The 14,675-nt window shown below is 69.7% G+C and carries 15 protein-coding genes; 10 read left to right on the forward strand and 5 right to left on the reverse strand.

Annotation, left to right across the window (positions count from 1 at the left end):
• Positions 1 to 126, forward strand: coding sequence for a hypothetical protein (locus ACWDSL_RS32410; RefSeq protein WP_450491531.1), 126 nt, complete (start codon positions 1 to 3; stop codon positions 124 to 126).
• Between the two features lie 14 nt (positions 127 to 140).
• Here the strand turns inward: ACWDSL_RS32410 and ACWDSL_RS32415 are convergent, their stop codons facing one another.
• Entirely contained in the window at positions 141 to 749 is a 609-nt protein-coding gene (locus ACWDSL_RS32415; RefSeq protein ID WP_450491532.1) for a DUF6879 family protein, read from the reverse strand.
• Positions 742 to 1,011 (reverse strand): hypothetical protein, encoded by a 270-nt coding sequence (locus tag ACWDSL_RS32420; protein ID WP_450491533.1) that lies wholly within the window; start codon positions 1,009 to 1,011, stop codon positions 742 to 744. Before ACWDSL_RS32420 ends, ACWDSL_RS32415 begins: the two co-directional genes overlap by 8 nt.
• A 257-nt stretch (positions 1,012 to 1,268) precedes the next feature.
• Between ACWDSL_RS32420 and ACWDSL_RS32425 the strand changes: the two genes are divergently transcribed.
• Positions 1,269 to 3,377, forward strand: a complete 2,109-nt coding sequence (locus tag ACWDSL_RS32425) for a tetratricopeptide repeat protein (RefSeq protein ID WP_450491534.1) — start codon at positions 1,269 to 1,271, stop codon at positions 3,375 to 3,377.
• Between the two features lie 389 nt (positions 3,378 to 3,766).
• Here the strand turns inward: ACWDSL_RS32425 and lspA are convergent, their stop codons facing one another.
• Complete coding sequence (gene lspA / locus ACWDSL_RS32430; RefSeq protein WP_450491535.1) at positions 3,767 to 4,357, reverse strand: signal peptidase II; 591 nt, start codon at positions 4,355 to 4,357, stop codon at positions 3,767 to 3,769.
• A gap of 58 nt (positions 4,358 to 4,415) precedes the next feature.
• A complete protein-coding gene (locus ACWDSL_RS32435) occupies positions 4,416 to 5,114 on the reverse strand; it encodes a PH domain-containing protein (RefSeq protein ID WP_450491536.1) in 699 nt (232 codons plus the stop codon).
• Positions 5,115 to 5,550: 436 nt separating this feature from the next.
• On the opposite strand from ACWDSL_RS32435, the gene deoC reads away from it, so the two are divergent.
• From deoC to ACWDSL_RS32455, 4 genes are all read left to right on the forward strand, one after another.
• Positions 5,551 to 6,561 carry a deoxyribose-phosphate aldolase gene (gene deoC, locus ACWDSL_RS32440; RefSeq protein WP_179285671.1) on the forward strand — a complete coding sequence of 337 codons (1,011 nt, stop codon included), beginning with the start codon at positions 5,551 to 5,553 and terminating at the stop codon, positions 6,559 to 6,561.
• Positions 6,562 to 6,568: 7 nt separating this feature from the next.
• Positions 6,569 to 8,065 carry an aldehyde dehydrogenase family protein gene (locus ACWDSL_RS32445; RefSeq protein WP_450491537.1) on the forward strand — a complete coding sequence of 499 codons (1,497 nt, stop codon included), beginning with the start codon at positions 6,569 to 6,571 and terminating at the stop codon, positions 8,063 to 8,065.
• Positions 8,058 to 8,960: an aldehyde dehydrogenase family protein gene (locus tag ACWDSL_RS32450; protein ID WP_450491538.1), complete on the forward strand. Its 903-nt coding sequence runs from the start codon at positions 8,058 to 8,060 to the stop codon at positions 8,958 to 8,960. Before ACWDSL_RS32445 ends, ACWDSL_RS32450 begins: the two co-directional genes overlap by 8 nt.
• 95 nt (positions 8,961 to 9,055) lie before the next feature.
• Positions 9,056 to 9,718 (forward strand): ATP-binding protein, encoded by a 663-nt coding sequence (locus tag ACWDSL_RS32455; RefSeq protein WP_450491539.1) that lies wholly within the window; start codon positions 9,056 to 9,058, stop codon positions 9,716 to 9,718.
• 220 nt (positions 9,719 to 9,938) lie between these two features.
• Here the strand turns inward: ACWDSL_RS32455 and ACWDSL_RS32460 are convergent, their stop codons facing one another.
• Positions 9,939 to 10,766 carry a SigE family RNA polymerase sigma factor gene (locus ACWDSL_RS32460; RefSeq protein ID WP_450491540.1) on the reverse strand — a complete coding sequence of 276 codons (828 nt, stop codon included), beginning with the start codon at positions 10,764 to 10,766 and terminating at the stop codon, positions 9,939 to 9,941.
• Between the two features lie 203 nt (positions 10,767 to 10,969).
• Here ACWDSL_RS32460 and afsQ1 point away from each other — a divergent pair, with 203 nt between their 5' ends.
• The 4 genes from afsQ1 (at position 10,970) to ACWDSL_RS32480 (ending at position 14,560) form a co-directional block, all read left to right on the forward strand.
• Complete coding sequence (gene afsQ1 / locus ACWDSL_RS32465; protein ID WP_179285670.1) at positions 10,970 to 11,647, forward strand: two-component system response regulator AfsQ1; 678 nt, start codon at positions 10,970 to 10,972, stop codon at positions 11,645 to 11,647.
• 71 nt (positions 11,648 to 11,718) lie between these two features.
• Positions 11,719 to 13,227 carry an ATP-binding protein gene (locus ACWDSL_RS32470; RefSeq protein ID WP_450491543.1) on the forward strand — a complete coding sequence of 503 codons (1,509 nt, stop codon included), beginning with the start codon at positions 11,719 to 11,721 and terminating at the stop codon, positions 13,225 to 13,227.
• A complete protein-coding gene (locus ACWDSL_RS32475; protein ID WP_450491541.1) occupies positions 13,224 to 13,826 on the forward strand; it encodes a hypothetical protein in 603 nt (200 codons plus the stop codon). Before ACWDSL_RS32470 ends, ACWDSL_RS32475 begins: the two co-directional genes overlap by 4 nt.
• Before the next feature lie 146 nt (positions 13,827 to 13,972).
• A complete protein-coding gene (locus tag ACWDSL_RS32480; RefSeq protein ID WP_450491542.1) occupies positions 13,973 to 14,560 on the forward strand; it encodes a VanZ family protein in 588 nt (195 codons plus the stop codon).
• The last annotated feature ends 115 nt before the right edge of the window (positions 14,561 to 14,675 follow it).

Consider the following 14,675-nt stretch of genomic DNA (forward strand, 5'->3'; position numbering starts at 1 on the left):
GTGAGCCTGCCATGGGCCGCTCGTGGTCTCAAGCCGTACATGGTCCGCAACGACTGGCAGAGCCGAGGCCCGGCCATGGCCACCGCCCTGAACTACTACAAGAAGCTCGCGAAACTTGCCACGTGACGTGAGACAACCTCTTAGTTGACAACGGGAGGCGGCAGAGGGGCGATTTCCCGGTCGAAGAAGTCAAAAAACGGCTCGGCTCGATCGTAAAGAGCATTGAAGCCCGCCGATGTTTCTTTGATCAGCTCGGGATTCGTGTACCGCTTGGCCCCCGCCGCGTTCCCGTCGTCGTCATACACAACTTCGTACATGACGACGTCCCCCAGAATCACAACTTCGGGGACAGGCCGCCGCTCTTCGACATCCGCGATCTTACGGGCATCGATGACCTTGATTTTTTTACCCAACTCGACGCCCAGACGGAGCACGAACAGCTCCCACTGCACGTAGGGGGTAACAGGAAATTCCACCACTCGAAGACGGCGCTCCGTGACACCGAGTTCGGAAGCCCTTTGGGACTGCCTGGCGTACGCTTCGCGCTTCTCTTCAACAAGAGACAGCGCTTCAGTCCACCTTCCGGCAGCAAAGGCTTCCCAGCTTGAGAAGCCTCGTTCCTTGAAGTTCTGGCCGCGCTCCAGCTTGTTCTGAAAGCGGATGCCGCTCTCATAAACGCGCCAAAAATCCTCGTGATACGCCGGACGCATCAGGCGCTCAGAGGTGCCATTCGGGAACGAATCAAACACTGGGGATGTCCGGCTTCGCCGCGACCATCATGCTCCTGGGGATTACCACCAGCCGCTCGTCGGCTCCCACGGAGACTCCCGGAGGCAGGGACTTGCCGAGCGAGTCCGTGAGATCCCTTCCGATAACGGCGACATCGCCATTATCAAGTTCCCAGATATCGGGGCAGTCCGGATCGTCAGTCGTCAGCCCCAGCTCTTGGGGCGATTTACCCAGACGCCCCTTGAAGGTCGTCGACGGATCGGCTTCCCACGGCCTGACCATAGCCACCACTCCCTGACTGCTCCCTGGCAGTGCCCAAATTCGGGGCAACCGTACCGCTACGGCCCCCGGGTGACCATGCACGGCACACAGTTCAAGTCATTAGGCATATGCCAAAGGCAAAAAGCCGAGCAGTGATCCTTGTTGAACGAGCCCAGAAGTGAAATGATATGTGATCGCAAAGCCCTATCACGCAATCACGGCACAGCCATCTCATCTGACCCATTAACACAGAGCTGGATCTTTGGATGAGCGCACCCATGGACGGCCACGCCGAGGACGACGGCCGTGTCTACCAATCCTCGGGCGACCAACACATCAATGAACATCATTATTACGGGGCCGAAAGGGCCGTAACGGGCGGCCCCGACTCCGTACGCCGCCCGGCGATTGGTCGGACGCCCACGGTCCTGCGCGACCGCGCCGAGGTGTTGGAGCGCTTGCAGGCAGGTGTCGGCAGGGAGCGCGGTGGTGAGGTCTATGTGCTCCATGGCATGGGTGGCTGCGGTAAAACAGCCGTGGCTTATGCCCTCTTCCAGTTCGCCACCGAGGAGAGCGGGCGGATCGGCCTGTGGGTGAATGCCGCCGACCGTGCGAGCTTACGGGCCGGCATGCTGGCCGTAGCGGCTGACCGAGGCGCCGGTGATGGTGAACTGCTGGCGGCCAGAAATGGGCTCCGGCCCGCGGCTGATCTCGTGTGGCACTGCCTCGACCGTTCCCCCGAGCCCTGGCTGTTGGTGCTCGACAACGCCGACGACCCCGAGATCTTTCGTGATGGCAGCTGGCTCCGCAGCAGTTCGCGAGGTACCACCGTGGTGACCACTCGTCGCGCAGCCGCTCGCTGGTGGCCCGGTGCGGAGTTGCAGCACATCGGCGTGCTACCGCGTGACGACGCGGCCCAAGTACTGTGCGACCTCGCTCCGCAGAGTGGCACGAGGCAGCAGGCCGCCGCCATTGCAGACCGGCTGGGGCGGCTGCCGCTCGCGCTCACCCTCGCGGGTGGCTTCCTGTCCCACCAGGTACTCGACCCTTGGACGATGGACGCTTACGGGCGCCACCTGGACGAAGGCGAGTGGGTCGAGCTCATAGATCAAGGAGCTGACGCCTTGTCCGACGCGGACCCCCGGCACCTGGTCGGTCGGACCTGGCAGCTGTCACTCGACGCATTCGAAGCCCGCGGCCTTCCGGAGGCGGCTTCCCTTCTGCGGCTGCTGGCTCGCTTCGCGCCCGAGCCATTGCCGCTGTCTGTGTTGAACCGGCCCGAAATCAGCGGCGTTCTGCCCCGCGCCCGGTGTGAGACGGCGCTGCGAGCACTGTTGGACCATTCGCTGACCGAACTGGTCGACGTGGGCGTCCGTTGTGCGCAGAGCCACGGCGTGCTGCTCGACAGTGTCGCCGCCTCCACACCCCGTGACAGAGTCCCCAGCCTCGACGCGACGGCTGCCCGGCTGCTTGACGCAGCCGTCCCCGCCCAGCCCGACGCCGGCCGGTACGACCCGCAGTTACGTCTGCTCGCCCCTCATGCCCTTGCTCTGCTGGGGCATGTCTCACAACCAGTCATCTCTGACGTGTTGACCGTGACCAAACGCCTGTCCATCGCCCTTCACCGCACCGGGGACTACATGTCCGCCTGGGAAACGGCCAATGCCGCGGCAGACCTTGCGGAGCAGTCCCTCGGAACAGAACACCGACTGGTACTGGCAACACGTTCAAGGGCCGGCCGGGCACTCTTCCGGCTGGGTAGATACGCCGAGGCCGAGCCGCTACTGCGCAGCGTACGAGCAACCCAAGAGCGCATTTTCGGGAGCGACGACGCCGACACTCTCGATACGAGTCACGGCCTCCAACTCGTACTCACAAATCTCGGCAGGCGCGAGGAAGCCCTGACGCTGCTGAAGTCGGTGGTGGCGGGACGCCAAGCAGTACTCGGAGCGGCCCACCCACTGACTCTGCGCTCCCGGGCCAGTCTGCTCACGAAGCTCTCCGTCGACGAGCTGGCCGCCAACAGCGAAGCGCTGCTTTCGTTGCCTTCGGAATGCAATCTCCACCTTGGCCCCGAGCACACGGTCACTCTCGGTGCTCGACACAATTACGCTTGGGCGCTGTATGTACTGGGTCGGTTCGCTGCCGCCGACGAGGCGATACAGCTGGTCTGTCAGGCGTATAAAGATCGTTTCGGCCCCGACTACCCGATCGCGCTCGCGGCCCAACAGCTCTTCGCCCGGACCCAGTTCGCACTCGGTCATACCGAAGCGGGAATCGACTTGATGGTCGATGTCGTGGCGAGACGAGAACGCGGCCTGGGGCTCGACCATCCTTTTACGGTCGCAAGCCGTGAACTCCTGGGGCAGTTCAGAGCGAGGCCATAGCGGTCGACCGGCACCGGCGATCACCCGTAGAGCGAGCGGGCTCCCGGGCTGTTGCCCTTGAAGCGCCGGCCCGCGGCGATCTCCTCGCCGACCACCCGGCCACCGGCCAGACTGTGTCGGTGCCCTCGGTGCCCGCGGTGCCCTCGGTGGAGGGCGGGAAGGTGGTGGCGGGAAGGTGGTGGCGGGAAGGTGGTGGCGGGAAGGTGGTGGCGGGAAGGGTCGCGAGCCGGTCCTCGCCGAAGATGTCGGCGAGTTCGCTTCGGATGACGCCGAAGAGCACTGCCGGAACTCCGAACTCGGCGGCGGCACGGGCGCCGTGGGACTCTCAGCGGACGGAAGCGGCCACGCGGTGTGCCGCCATCGGAAAGGGCGTCTCAACAGGCGATCGCCTATGAAGCGCCGGCCCCTCCCTGCCGAGCCGGACCGCTGTCGTCCGCGCCGTCGGATGAGCCGTCGGATGAGCCGCTCACCGGGCCCAGCTCCTCCCCGCGGAAGGACAGCAGGACCACCAGGGCGCCCCCGCACGTGATCGCCCAGTCGGCGAGGTTCATCACGCTGAAGTCGCGGACCGCGATGAAGTCGACCACCGCGCCCCGCATGGAGCCGGGCGAGCGGAAGAGACGGTCCGTCAGGTTCCCGAGCGCCCCGCCCAGCAGCAGCCCCAGCGCGAGCGCCCACGACGTGCTGGTCAGCCGGCGCGACACCCGGACGATGGCGACGGCAACGGCCGCCGCGATCAGCGTGAAGACGATGGTCGTCGCCTCACCGAGGCCGAACGCCGCGCCGGGGTTGCGCTGCACCCGCAGCTCCAGCCAGGTCCCGATCACCGGGACGGGGGCATGCCCCTCAAGACCCGCGACCACCGCCAGCTTGCTCCCCAGGTCGATGGCGTACGCGATACCGGCCACCAGCCACAGCAGCCACACCCGCCGCCGTCCGGCGGTGGGTGTGTCGGTCTTCGGCGCATCGCTTGTCGTCACGCTCGGCCTCCTCGCCGTCCCGATCCCATTCCGGCCGCTCAGGGCCGCTCAGGGCCGCTCAGGTAATCGCCAGCACCACCGCGAGCAGCACCGCCCCCGCCACCGCCGGGGCGATGACCTCGAACGCCCAGCGCACCTCGGGCTCGCCCTGCGTGCCCTCCCGCGTGGCGTGGGCCTCCGCGAGGCCGCGCAGTTCGTCGATGGAGCGGTCAGCCTGGGCCCGCCGCTGCTGGTCCGCGTCGGCCGCGGCCTGGACGGACGTACGGCCGAAGGGGTCCTCGGTCGCCGCCCGCGCCTGCCGCCGGGTGGCCCGCTTGCGCTGCCGCAGCGACACCGGGATGGCCCACATCTGGTACTTCGCGCCGCCCGCGAGCACTTCGCTGGAGTAGCCCGCGCGCACCGCCTCCACCGAGGCCCAGGGCAGGGTGATCGTACGGAAGGGGTTGCGCACCCGCAGCCGGTCCTGGCCGGCGAACACCGCGGGCCGGACCGTGAAGGCGATCACCAGGGGCACCGCGAACAGCAGCCCGGCGAGCGCCAGCCACGGCGCCCGGCCCTCGCCCCGGATCATGGCGTCGATCCCCAGCCAGGCGCCGATCGCGAGCAGCAGTACGCCGCCCGCGATGCCGCCCGGGGAGCGGTAGACGCGGTCCGCGTACTCGGTCTCCTGGTCAGCGGTCCCCTTCTTGGCCCCCTTGGGCCCCTTGGGTCCGCGCGGGGTGGAGGAGTCGTGCGAGGAGTCGTCCGGGCTCGTCATGGGGCCGATTCTGCCCCACGGGCGCGCCGGCCCGTATGCAGGCCCGTATGCAGGGCCTCGCGCCCGTATGCAGGGCGTCGCTCCCCCTGGCACAGGGCGTTCTCGTGATGCGCGGGTTCTCGCACCGGCTCACGCCCGAAGGGAACGGCCGAAGGGAACGGCCTAGGACTCGGGTGCCGGCCGCAACCCGAGCCCGACCAGGACCGCCCCGGAGATCTGTTCCATGCGGCGCCCGCCGCGCCTGCCACATCGCCCGCGCTCCCATCCAGACCAGCCACCGCGGCGCCGGTGATCCGTATGACGTCGCAGGCGACCTGCGAGGGTCGGCAGGAGGGCCGAAAGACCGAGTGGTGCGGCGAGGCCCCACAAGTCGTTTCTGACCGGGCACCCGGGGGTGACATTTGGCTACGCGCGTAGATATGCTCCCCTGGTGACCATGCCCACCACAGTTCCCGCATACGGCGCGGAGGCGGCCGAGCGACTGGCGTCGATGGCGGATGTGACCGCCACCGACGGCGCGCTGCGCCGCTTTCTGCACGGCCTGCCGGGCGTCGACGCGGTCGGCCTGCAGGCCCGTGCCGCCGCGCTCGGCACCCGCTCGATCAAGACCACGGCGAAGGCGTACGCCATCGACCTGGCCATCTCCATGATCGACCTGACGACCCTGGAGGGCGCGGACACCCCGGGCAAGGTCCGGGCGCTGTGCGCCAAGGGGGTCAGCCCCGATCCGACCGACCGCTCCGTCCCCAAGGTCGCGGCGATCTGCGTCTACTCCGACATGGTCGCCACCGCCAAGCAGGCCCTGGCCGAGGCGGGCGGGTCCGAGGTCCATGTGGCCTCCGTCGCGACCGCCTTCCCCTCCGGGCGGGCGGCGCTCGCCGTCAAGCTCGCCGACACCCGGGAGGCCGTGGCCGCCGGGGCCGACGAGATCGACATGGTGATCGACCGCGGCGCCTTCCTGTCCGGTCGCTATCTCCAGGTCTTCGAGGAGATCCGGCAGGTCAAGGAGGCGTGCCGGCGTACGGACGGCAGCGGCACCGCCGCCCACCTCAAGGTCATCTTCGAGACCGGCGAGCTGCAGACGTACGACAATGTGCGCCGCGCCTCCTGGCTGGCCATGCTCGCGGGCGCCGACTTCATCAAGACCTCCACCGGCAAGGTCGCGGTCAACGCGACGCCCCCCGTCACCCTCCTCATGCTGGAGGCGGTCCGCGACTTCCGCGACACGACCGGGGTGCAGGTCGGGGTGAAGCCCGCGGGCGGCATCCGCACCTCCAAGGACGCCATCAAGTACCTGGTGCTGGTCAATGAGACGTTGGGCGCGGACTGGCTGACGGCCGACTGGTTCCGCTTCGGCGCCTCCAGTCTCCTCAACGATCTGCTGATGCAGCGCCAGAAACTGAGCACCGGACGGTACTCCGGTCCCGACTATGTGACGGTGGACTGAGACTGCCATGACGAACCCAGCCATCACGAACCCAGCCATCACGAACCCAGCCATCACGAACTCTGCCCTCACGAACGCGTTCGAGTACGCGCCCGCGCCCGAGTCCCGCTCCGTCGTCGAGATCGCCCCGTCGTACGGGCTCTTCATCGACGGCGAGTTCGCCGAGGCCGCCGACGGCAAGGTCTTCAAGACCGTCTCCCCCGCCTCCGAGGAGACGCTGTCCGAGGTCTCGCTCGCGGGCACCGAGGACGTGGACCGCGCGGTCAAGGCGGCCCGTAAGGCCTTCGGGAAGTGGTCCGCGCTGCCCGGCGCCGAGCGCGCCAAGTACCTCTTCCGCATCGCCCGCATCATCCAGGAGCGCTCGCGCGAGCTGGCCGTCCTGGAGTCGCTGGACAACGGCAAGCCGATCCGCGAATCGCGCGACGTCGACCTCCCCCTGGTCGCCGCGCACTTCTTCTACTACGCGGGCTGGGCCGACAAGCTCGACTACGCCGGATACGGCAGGGATCCCCGCCCGCTGGGTGTCGCGGGCCAGGTCATCCCCTGGAACTTCCCGCTCCTGATGCTCGCCTGGAAGATCGCCCCCGCCCTCGCCGCGGGCAACACGGTCGTCCTCAAGCCCGCCGAGACCACCCCCCTGTCAGCCCTCTTCTTCGCGGACGTCTGCCGCCAGGCCGGGCTCCCCAAGGGCGTCGTCAACATCATCACCGGCGACGGCTCCACGGGCGCCGAACTGGTGGCCCACCCCGGGATCGACAAGGTCGCCTTCACCGGCTCCACCGAGGTCGGCAAGGCCATCGCCCGTACGGTCGCCGGTACGGAGAAGAAGGTCACCCTCGAACTGGGCGGCAAGGCGGCCAACATCGTCTTCGACGACGCGCCGATCGACCAGGCCGTCGAGGGCATCGTGGGCGGCATCTTCTTCAACCAGGGCCACGTCTGCTGTGCGGGCTCCCGGCTCCTGGTCCAGGAGTCGATCCAGGACGAGCTGCTTGACGCGCTCAAGCGCCGGATGCGCACCCTCCGGGTCGGCGACCCGCTGGACAAGAACACCGACATCGGCGCGATCAACTCGGCCGAGCAGCTGGCCCGGATCCGTACCCTCGCGGACGCGGGAGAGGCCGAGGGCGCCGAGCGCTGGGCCCCGGAGTGCGAGCTGCCCGCCTCCGGCTACTGGTTCGCGCCCACCCTGTTCACCGGCGTCACCCAGGCGCACCGCATCGCGCGCGAGGAGATCTTCGGCCCGGTGCTCTCCGTCCTCACCTTCCGCACCCCGGAAGAGGCGGTGGCGAAGGCCAACAACACCCCGTACGGGCTGTCCGCCGGTATCTGGACCGAGAAGGGCTCGCGCATCCTGTGGATGGCGAGCAAGCTCCGCGCGGGTGTGGTGTGGTCCAACACCTTCAACAAGTTCGACCCGGCCTCTCCGTTCGGCGGCTACAAGGAGTCCGGTTACGGTCGCGAGGGCGGCCGCCACGGCCTGGAGGCGTACCTCGATGTCTGATGACCGCACTGAGCGCCTGGGCGTTCTCAAGACCTACAAGCTGTTCGTCGGGGGCAAGTTCCCCCGGTCCGAGAGCGGGCGGGTGTACGAGGTGACGACTGCGACATCAGCCGCTGGCGCGGCGGGGAAGGACCGCTGGCTCGCCAACGCGCCGCTCTCCTCCCGCAAGGACGCCCGCGACGCGGTCGTCGCCGCCCGCAAGGCGTTCGGCGGCTGGTCGGGAGCCACGGCCTACAACCGCGGCCAGATCCTCTACCGCGTCGCGGAGATGCTGGAGGGCCGCCGCGGGCAGTTCGCGCGGGAGGTCGGCGACGCGGAGGGGCTCGGCAAGTCCAAGGCCGCCGCCGTCGTGGACGCCGCGATCGACCGCTGGGTCTGGTACGCGGGCTGGTCCGACAAGGTCGCCCAGATCGCCGGGGCCGCCAACCCGGTCGCGGGCCCGTACTTCAACCTCTCCACGCCGGAGCCGACCGGTGTGGTGGCCGTGCTGGCGCCGCAGGAGTCGTCGTTCCTCGGGCTGGTCTCCGTGATCGCCCCGGCGATCGTCACCGGCAACACGACCGTGGTCGTGGCGAGCGAGCGCGCCCCGCTCCCGGCCCTGTCCCTCGGCGAGGTCCTGGCCACCTCCGACCTCCCGGGCGGCGTGGTCAACGTACTCTCCGGCCGCACCGCCGAGATCGCCACCCCGCTCGCCGCCCACCAGGACGTCAACGCGATCGACCTCGCGGGCGCGGGCGCGGACGCGGAGTTGGCCCGCTCGCTGGAGGAGGCCGCCGCGGACAACCTCAAGCGCGTTCTCCGTCCACAGCCTGTGGATTGGTCGGCCGATCCGGGCACCGCCCGGCTGTTGGCCTTCCTGGAGACGAAGACGGTGTGGCACCCGATGGGCGTCTAGCGCGCCACACCGGGCGAACGCCGCGCGACCGCCGGGGGAACACCACACGACCTGAGGGGTCCCTCCGGCGGCGCCATGCCTCACACTGGTGTCCCGTGACCAGTCCTCCCATAACCGCCCGCGTCGTCCTGCTGACCGGCCCCTCCGGCTCCGGAAAGTCGTCCCTGGCGGCCCGCACCGGCCTGCCCGTGCTCAACCTGGACGACTTCTACAAGGAGGGCGACGACCCCTCGCTGCCGCAACTCCCGGGCGGGGCGGGCGCCGACTGGGACTCGCCGCTGTCATGGGACGCGGACGCCGCGGTCGCGGCGATCGAGGCGCTGTGCCGTACGTCCCGTACGACGGTGCCGGTGTACGACATCGCCACCAGCGCCATCGTCGGCGCCGAGCCGCTGGAGATCGGCCGTTCGCCGCTGTTCATCGCCGAGGGGATCTTCGCCGCCGACATCATCGAGCGCTGCCGCACGCTCGGCGTCCTCGCCGACGCCCTGTGTCTGCGCGGCCGGCCCTCCACCACCTTCCGCCGCCGGCTGCTGCGCGATCTGCGGGAGGGGCGCAAGTCCGCGCCCTATCTGCTGCGGCGCGGCTGGCGGCTGATGCGCGCGGAGCGCGGCATCGTGGCGCGGCATACGGCGCTGGGGGCGTATCCGTGCGGGAAGGACGTGGCGATGGGCCGGATCGCCGCCGCCGCGGCCTCCGGCCGGGCCTGCCTCAGCCCGAGAACCGCGGAGCCGGCGTCGCCGAGCAGGACCTCTTGAGGCACGCGCCCGGATGTGCCGCGGCGACAGCGCGATGCCGCTTGACGTAATGACGCAATGAGCAATGACGCAATGAAAAGGCGGGCCCGGACAGACCCCCCGGCCGTCCGGACCCGCTCGTTTCCCCCGTGATCCCCCGTGTTTCCCCCGTACAACCGACGCTCCCCCGAACGGCGGCCCCCGTGGTCCCCCCGCTTTCCCCCGTATCCCCCGTTCATCCTCAGGCGACAAGCTCGCCGAAGGACTCCTCCTCGTCACGGCCGAAGCTGAGGACTTCGTCCTCGCGCAGCCGGCGCAGCGAGCGCCAGATGCCGCTTTTGACCGTTCCGACACTGATGTTGAGAATATCTGCGATCTCCGGGTCCGTCCGGCCCTCGTAGTAGCGCAGCACCAGCATCGTGCGCTGCAGCTCGGGCAGCCGGGCCAGGGCCTGCCACAGCACGGCGCGCAGCTCGGTGCCGCGCATCGCGTCGTGGTCGCCCACCGTCTCCGGCAGCTCCTCCGTCGGGTACTCGTTGAGCTTGCGCCGACGCCAGGCGCTGATGTGCAGATTGGTCATGGTGCGGCGCAGATAGCCGCCGACCGCCGCCTTGTCACTGATCCGGTCCCAGGCCCGGTAGGTCGAGAACAGCGCGCTCTGCAGCAGGTCCTCGGCCTCGAACCGGTCACCGGTCAGGTGGTAGGCGGTGGCGTACAGGGAGGCGCGGCGCTCTTGGACGTAGGCGGTGAATTCCACCTCCGACGTCCCGCACCGCTCCCCCGATGCCTCCCTGTACGAGCTTCCCCCGCTTCCTCCGCGGTCCCCCTGGTCCGCGGAGCCCCCCTCTTCCCTGGAGCCGGCCGGCTCCACCGGTCCCCCCGGACCCGTGTTCCCCCCAGGGGCCCCCGTGTACGCGTCAATGGCCACCACATAAGGAGGCCGCTGACGCCCGGCGCCGCGAGCGCACCCCCGCCCGCTCACGGCACCGGACTTCTCGTTGCTCCGGCCGGCGTCGTGGAGGCGCGTGCGAATGACTGCGCCGGCGTTGTTGAAGTGCAGTGTGTTCATGTCGCGCCCCCCGTCGGTAGAGCTTGCTCGGTTCCTTGTGCTTCCCGGGTCTTCGCTCCTCCCGGTGCCCAAAAGATTGCCGGGCCAGTTTCATGGCCCTGTCTGCCGACTGTCACAGGCTCGTCACAGGGGTAGGGAGTGAATGAACCTCCTGGTCGCCTGACGGTCGAACTACAGGCCCCTTGTAGGCCAGAATGACCAACGTGCCTTTCCTTCTGCTGATCGAGGACGACGACGCCATCCGCACGGCCCTCGAACTCTCCCTGTCCCGCCAGGGCCACCGCGTGGCGACGGCGGCGACCGGCGAGGACGGCCTGAAACTGCTGCGCGAGCAGCGGCCGGATCTGATCGTGCTGGATGTGATGCTGCCCGGCATCGACGGCTTCGAGGTGTGCCGCCGCATCCGGCGCACCGACCAGCTGCCGATCATCTTGCTGACCGCGCGGAGCGATGACATCGACGTCGTGGTCGGTCTTGAGTCGGGCGCGGACGACTATGTGGTCAAGCCCGTACAGGGGCGGGTGCTCGACGCCCGGATCCGCGCGGTGCTGCGCCGCGGTGAGCGGGAGGCCAATGACTCGGCGTCGTTCGGCTCCCTGGTCATCGACCGCGCGGCCATGACCGTGACCAAGAACGGCCAGGACCTCCAGCTCACCCCCACGGAGCTGCGGCTGCTGCTGGAGCTGAGCCGCAGACCGGGGCAGGCGCTGTCGCGGCAGCAGCTGCTGCGGCTGGTGTGGGAGCACGACTATCTCGGTGACTCCCGGCTGGTGGACGCCTGCGTACAGCGACTGCGCGCGAAGGTGGAGGACGTACCGTCGTCCCCGACGCTGATCCGTACGGTGCGCGGGGTCGGATACCGGCTGGACACGCCACAGTGAGCGAGAAGCCCAGCCGGGCGCGTGGCTGGGCCGCGGGGCTGTTGCGGTGGCTGAGCTTGCGGCTGCGGCTGATGCTCGTCTTCGGTCTGGTGGCGCTGGCGGCCGCCGTGTCCGCGTCGGCGATCGCGTACTGGCTGAATCGTGACGCGGTGCTCACCCGCACCCAGGACGCCGCGCTGGACGACTTCAGCAAGTCGCTGAAGGAGGCCACCGACCCGCTGCCCGCCGTGCCGACCTGTCCCGAATTGCAGGACGCCGCGGATCGGATGGCGGACAACAGCCAGAAGTACGAGGTGCTGCTGATCGCCCGGACCGAGGGCGGCGGCCCGTGCACCGCTGCCTCAGCGGACGATCTGCTGACGCTGAAGACGGTGCCCGAAGCACTGCGGAGCGCGGTCGACAAGAAACGCGCCGTCGCGGGCTCCAATACCTCCCCGTATCACCTCTACTGGCAGCGGATCACGCTGAAGGGCACCCCGTATCTGATCGGCGGGGCCCATGTGAACGGCGGCGGGCCGACCGGCTACATGCTCAAATCCCTGGAGACCGAGCGCCAGGACCTCAACTCCCTGGCTTGGTCCCTGGGCATCGCCACCGCCCTCGCGCTGATCGGCTCCGCGCTGCTCGCCCAGGCCGCCGCGGCCACCGTGCTGCGGCCGGTGCAGCGTCTCGGCGAGGCGGCGCACCGGCTGGGCGAGGGGCATCTCGACACCCGGCTGGAGGTCTCCGGCACCGATGAGCTCGCCAATCTCTCCCGTACCTTCAACCGGGCCGCGGAGCGGCTGGAGAAGCGGGTGGAGGAGCTGAGCGCGCGGGAGGCGTCCAGCCGACGCTTCGTCGCGGACATGTCGCATGAGCTGCGTACCCCGCTCACCGCGATCACGGCGGTGACCGAGGTGCTGGAGGAGGAGACCGACGCGCTCGACCCGATGATCGCCCCGGCGGTGCAGCTGGTGGTCAGCGAGACGCGGCGGCTGAACGACCTGGTGGAGAACCTGATGGAGGTGACCCGCTTCGACGCGGGCACGGCACGGCTGGTCCTGGACTACGTCGATGTCGCGGACCAGGTGACGGCCTGCATCGACGCCCGGGCCTGGCTGGACGCGGTCGAGCTCGACGCGGAGCGCGGCATCATGGCCCGGCTCGACCCCCGGCGGCTGGACGTCATCCTCGCCAATCTGATCGGGAACGCCCTCAAGCACGGCGGCTCGCCGGTACGGGTCTCGGTGCGGCCCGAGGACGACGATCTGCTGATCCGGGTGCGGGACCACGGCCCGGGCATCCCCGAGGATGTGCTTCCGCATGTCTTCGACCGCTTCTACAAGGCCAGCGCCTCCCGGCCCCGGTCGGAGGGCAGCGGACTCGGCCTGTCGATCGCGCTGGAGAACGCGCATATCCACGGCGGCGAGATCACCGCGGACAACTCTCCCGACGGCGGAGCCGTCTTCACGCTGCGGCTGCCCATGGACGCCTCACGGCTGAGCGAACCGGACCAACCGGATCAACCGGACCAAGGCGGTAGCGAGGGCGGCGACCGACAGGGCGGCCAGGACGACCCGGACGAGGGGAGCGAGCGATGAGGCGGCGAGCGGCGGGCGCGCTGCTCGGGGCGGTGGCACTACTGGCCTCGGGATGCGGCATCCGCGGTACGTCGGTGCCGGTCGACGCGGGCCCCGCCCCCTCGCGCGCGTCGTGTCAGGCGCCCGAACCGGGCCGGTCGGCCGAGGGCGCGGGCCGGGTCACCGTACGGGTCCATCTGATCTGCACCTCGCGGATCCTCTCGGTGAGCCGGTCGGCACGGCTGACGGACGAGAAGGCGCCGCCCGGGCCGCTTCAGCTCGCCCGCGCGCTGCTGGACCAGTTGCAGGACCCGCCGTCGAGGGCCGAGGAAGAGGCGGGGTTCTCCACCACGGTGGAGGACTGGGTGCGGGTCTCCGGACCGGCCAAGGGCGACCCGGACGGCGCGATGCGGCTGAACCGGCTGCCGGAGGAGCTTCAGTCGTACGCGCTCGCGCAGATCGTCTGCACCTTCGCGGAGACCACGGTGGCGGACTCCAGGCACCGGGTGGTGCTCGGCGGCCCGGACGCGGACCGGGATCCGCTCAAGCGGTACGAGTGCACGGGGGAGATGCGCCGCCACCCCGAGATCGCGGTCACTTCGGGCGCACTCGTCTCCTGACGCTCTGCGCGCCCCAGCCCCGCGCGGCGATTGCGGCCCTGCGCTCCCGCCCTCCTTCCCGCTTCCGGCCGACTCACCGGTAACCCGTTTCTCACCAGCGCGACTCGGCCGGAACCGCGACCCCCGCAACAGGCGTCCTGAGAGTCGTGCAGGGTCATGGTTCCGGCCGCCACAGGGCCGCCTTCCGCTTCCGCGCCGCGGGATTCGTCCTCCTCGCCGCACATCTCGCGTATGTGTGCTGGCTGACCCTGCGCCCCCTGTCCGCCCCGTGGGTGACCGCCGTGACCCTGGAGCCGCTGGCCACCATCCGCGCCGATCTGGCGCTCGGCCCCTGGGAGGCCACCCGCAGCATCGGCGGCGGGCTGCTGCTGCTCGCGCCGCTGGGTGTGCTGCTGCCGCTGGCGGGGGGCCGGGTGACGGTCTACCCGCTCGCCTCGTTCGTCCGTACGGTCTTCACCGGCGCGATGATCTCCCTGACGATGGCGCTGGTGCACAGCGAGCTCACCGGCCAGATCATGAACGTCGACACGGTACTGCTCAACACGGCGGGCGTCGCGCTGGCGCATCTCGCGGTGGTCCCCGCCGTACGGTCGTGGCTCCGCCGGCGGGCGGACCGGCGGCGGGCCGCCGCCCTGTCCCGGGACGGGGGCGACGAGGGCCGGGAAGGGGAACGGGCCGCGGGCGGCGCCCAGGCCGTGGCCCGTTCCGTCCACAGCGTCGGGGTCGCGCGGTAGGGCAGCACGGCACGCGGCAGCACGGCACACGGCACACGGCACACGGCACACGGCACACGGCACACGGCAGCACACAGTGGGGCCCGCACACCCGGACCGGATGGATCGGAAGATA

The sequence above is a fragment of the Streptomyces sp. NPDC000941 genome (genome assembly GCF_053599555.1).

Bases quoted from the DNA above. Each gene is read 5' to 3' on its own strand.
- ACWDSL_RS32420 (WP_450491533.1), bottom strand. From the start codon at position 1,011: ATGGTCAGGCCGTGGGAAGCCGATCCGTCGACGACCTTCAAGGGGCGT.
- ACWDSL_RS32475 (WP_450491541.1), top strand. From the start codon at position 13,224: ATGAGGCGGCGAGCGGCGGGCGCGCTGCTCGGGGCGGTGGCACTACTG.
- ACWDSL_RS32470 (WP_450491543.1), top strand. From the start codon at position 11,719: ATGCTCGTCTTCGGTCTGGTGGCGCTGGCGGCCGCCGTGTCCGCGTCG.
- ACWDSL_RS32425 (WP_450491534.1), top strand. From the start codon at position 1,269: ATGGACGGCCACGCCGAGGACGACGGCCGTGTCTACCAATCCTCGGGC.
- ACWDSL_RS32435 (WP_450491536.1), bottom strand. From the start codon at position 5,114: ATGACGAGCCCGGACGACTCCTCGCACGACTCCTCCACCCCGCGCGGA.
- ACWDSL_RS32460 (WP_450491540.1), bottom strand. From the start codon at position 10,766: ATGAACACACTGCACTTCAACAACGCCGGCGCAGTCATTCGCACGCGC.
- ACWDSL_RS32445 (WP_450491537.1), top strand. From the start codon at position 6,569: ATGACGAACCCAGCCATCACGAACCCAGCCATCACGAACCCAGCCATC.
- ACWDSL_RS32450 (WP_450491538.1), top strand. From the start codon at position 8,058: ATGTCTGATGACCGCACTGAGCGCCTGGGCGTTCTCAAGACCTACAAG.
- deoC (WP_179285671.1), top strand. From the start codon at position 5,551: ATGCCCACCACAGTTCCCGCATACGGCGCGGAGGCGGCCGAGCGACTG.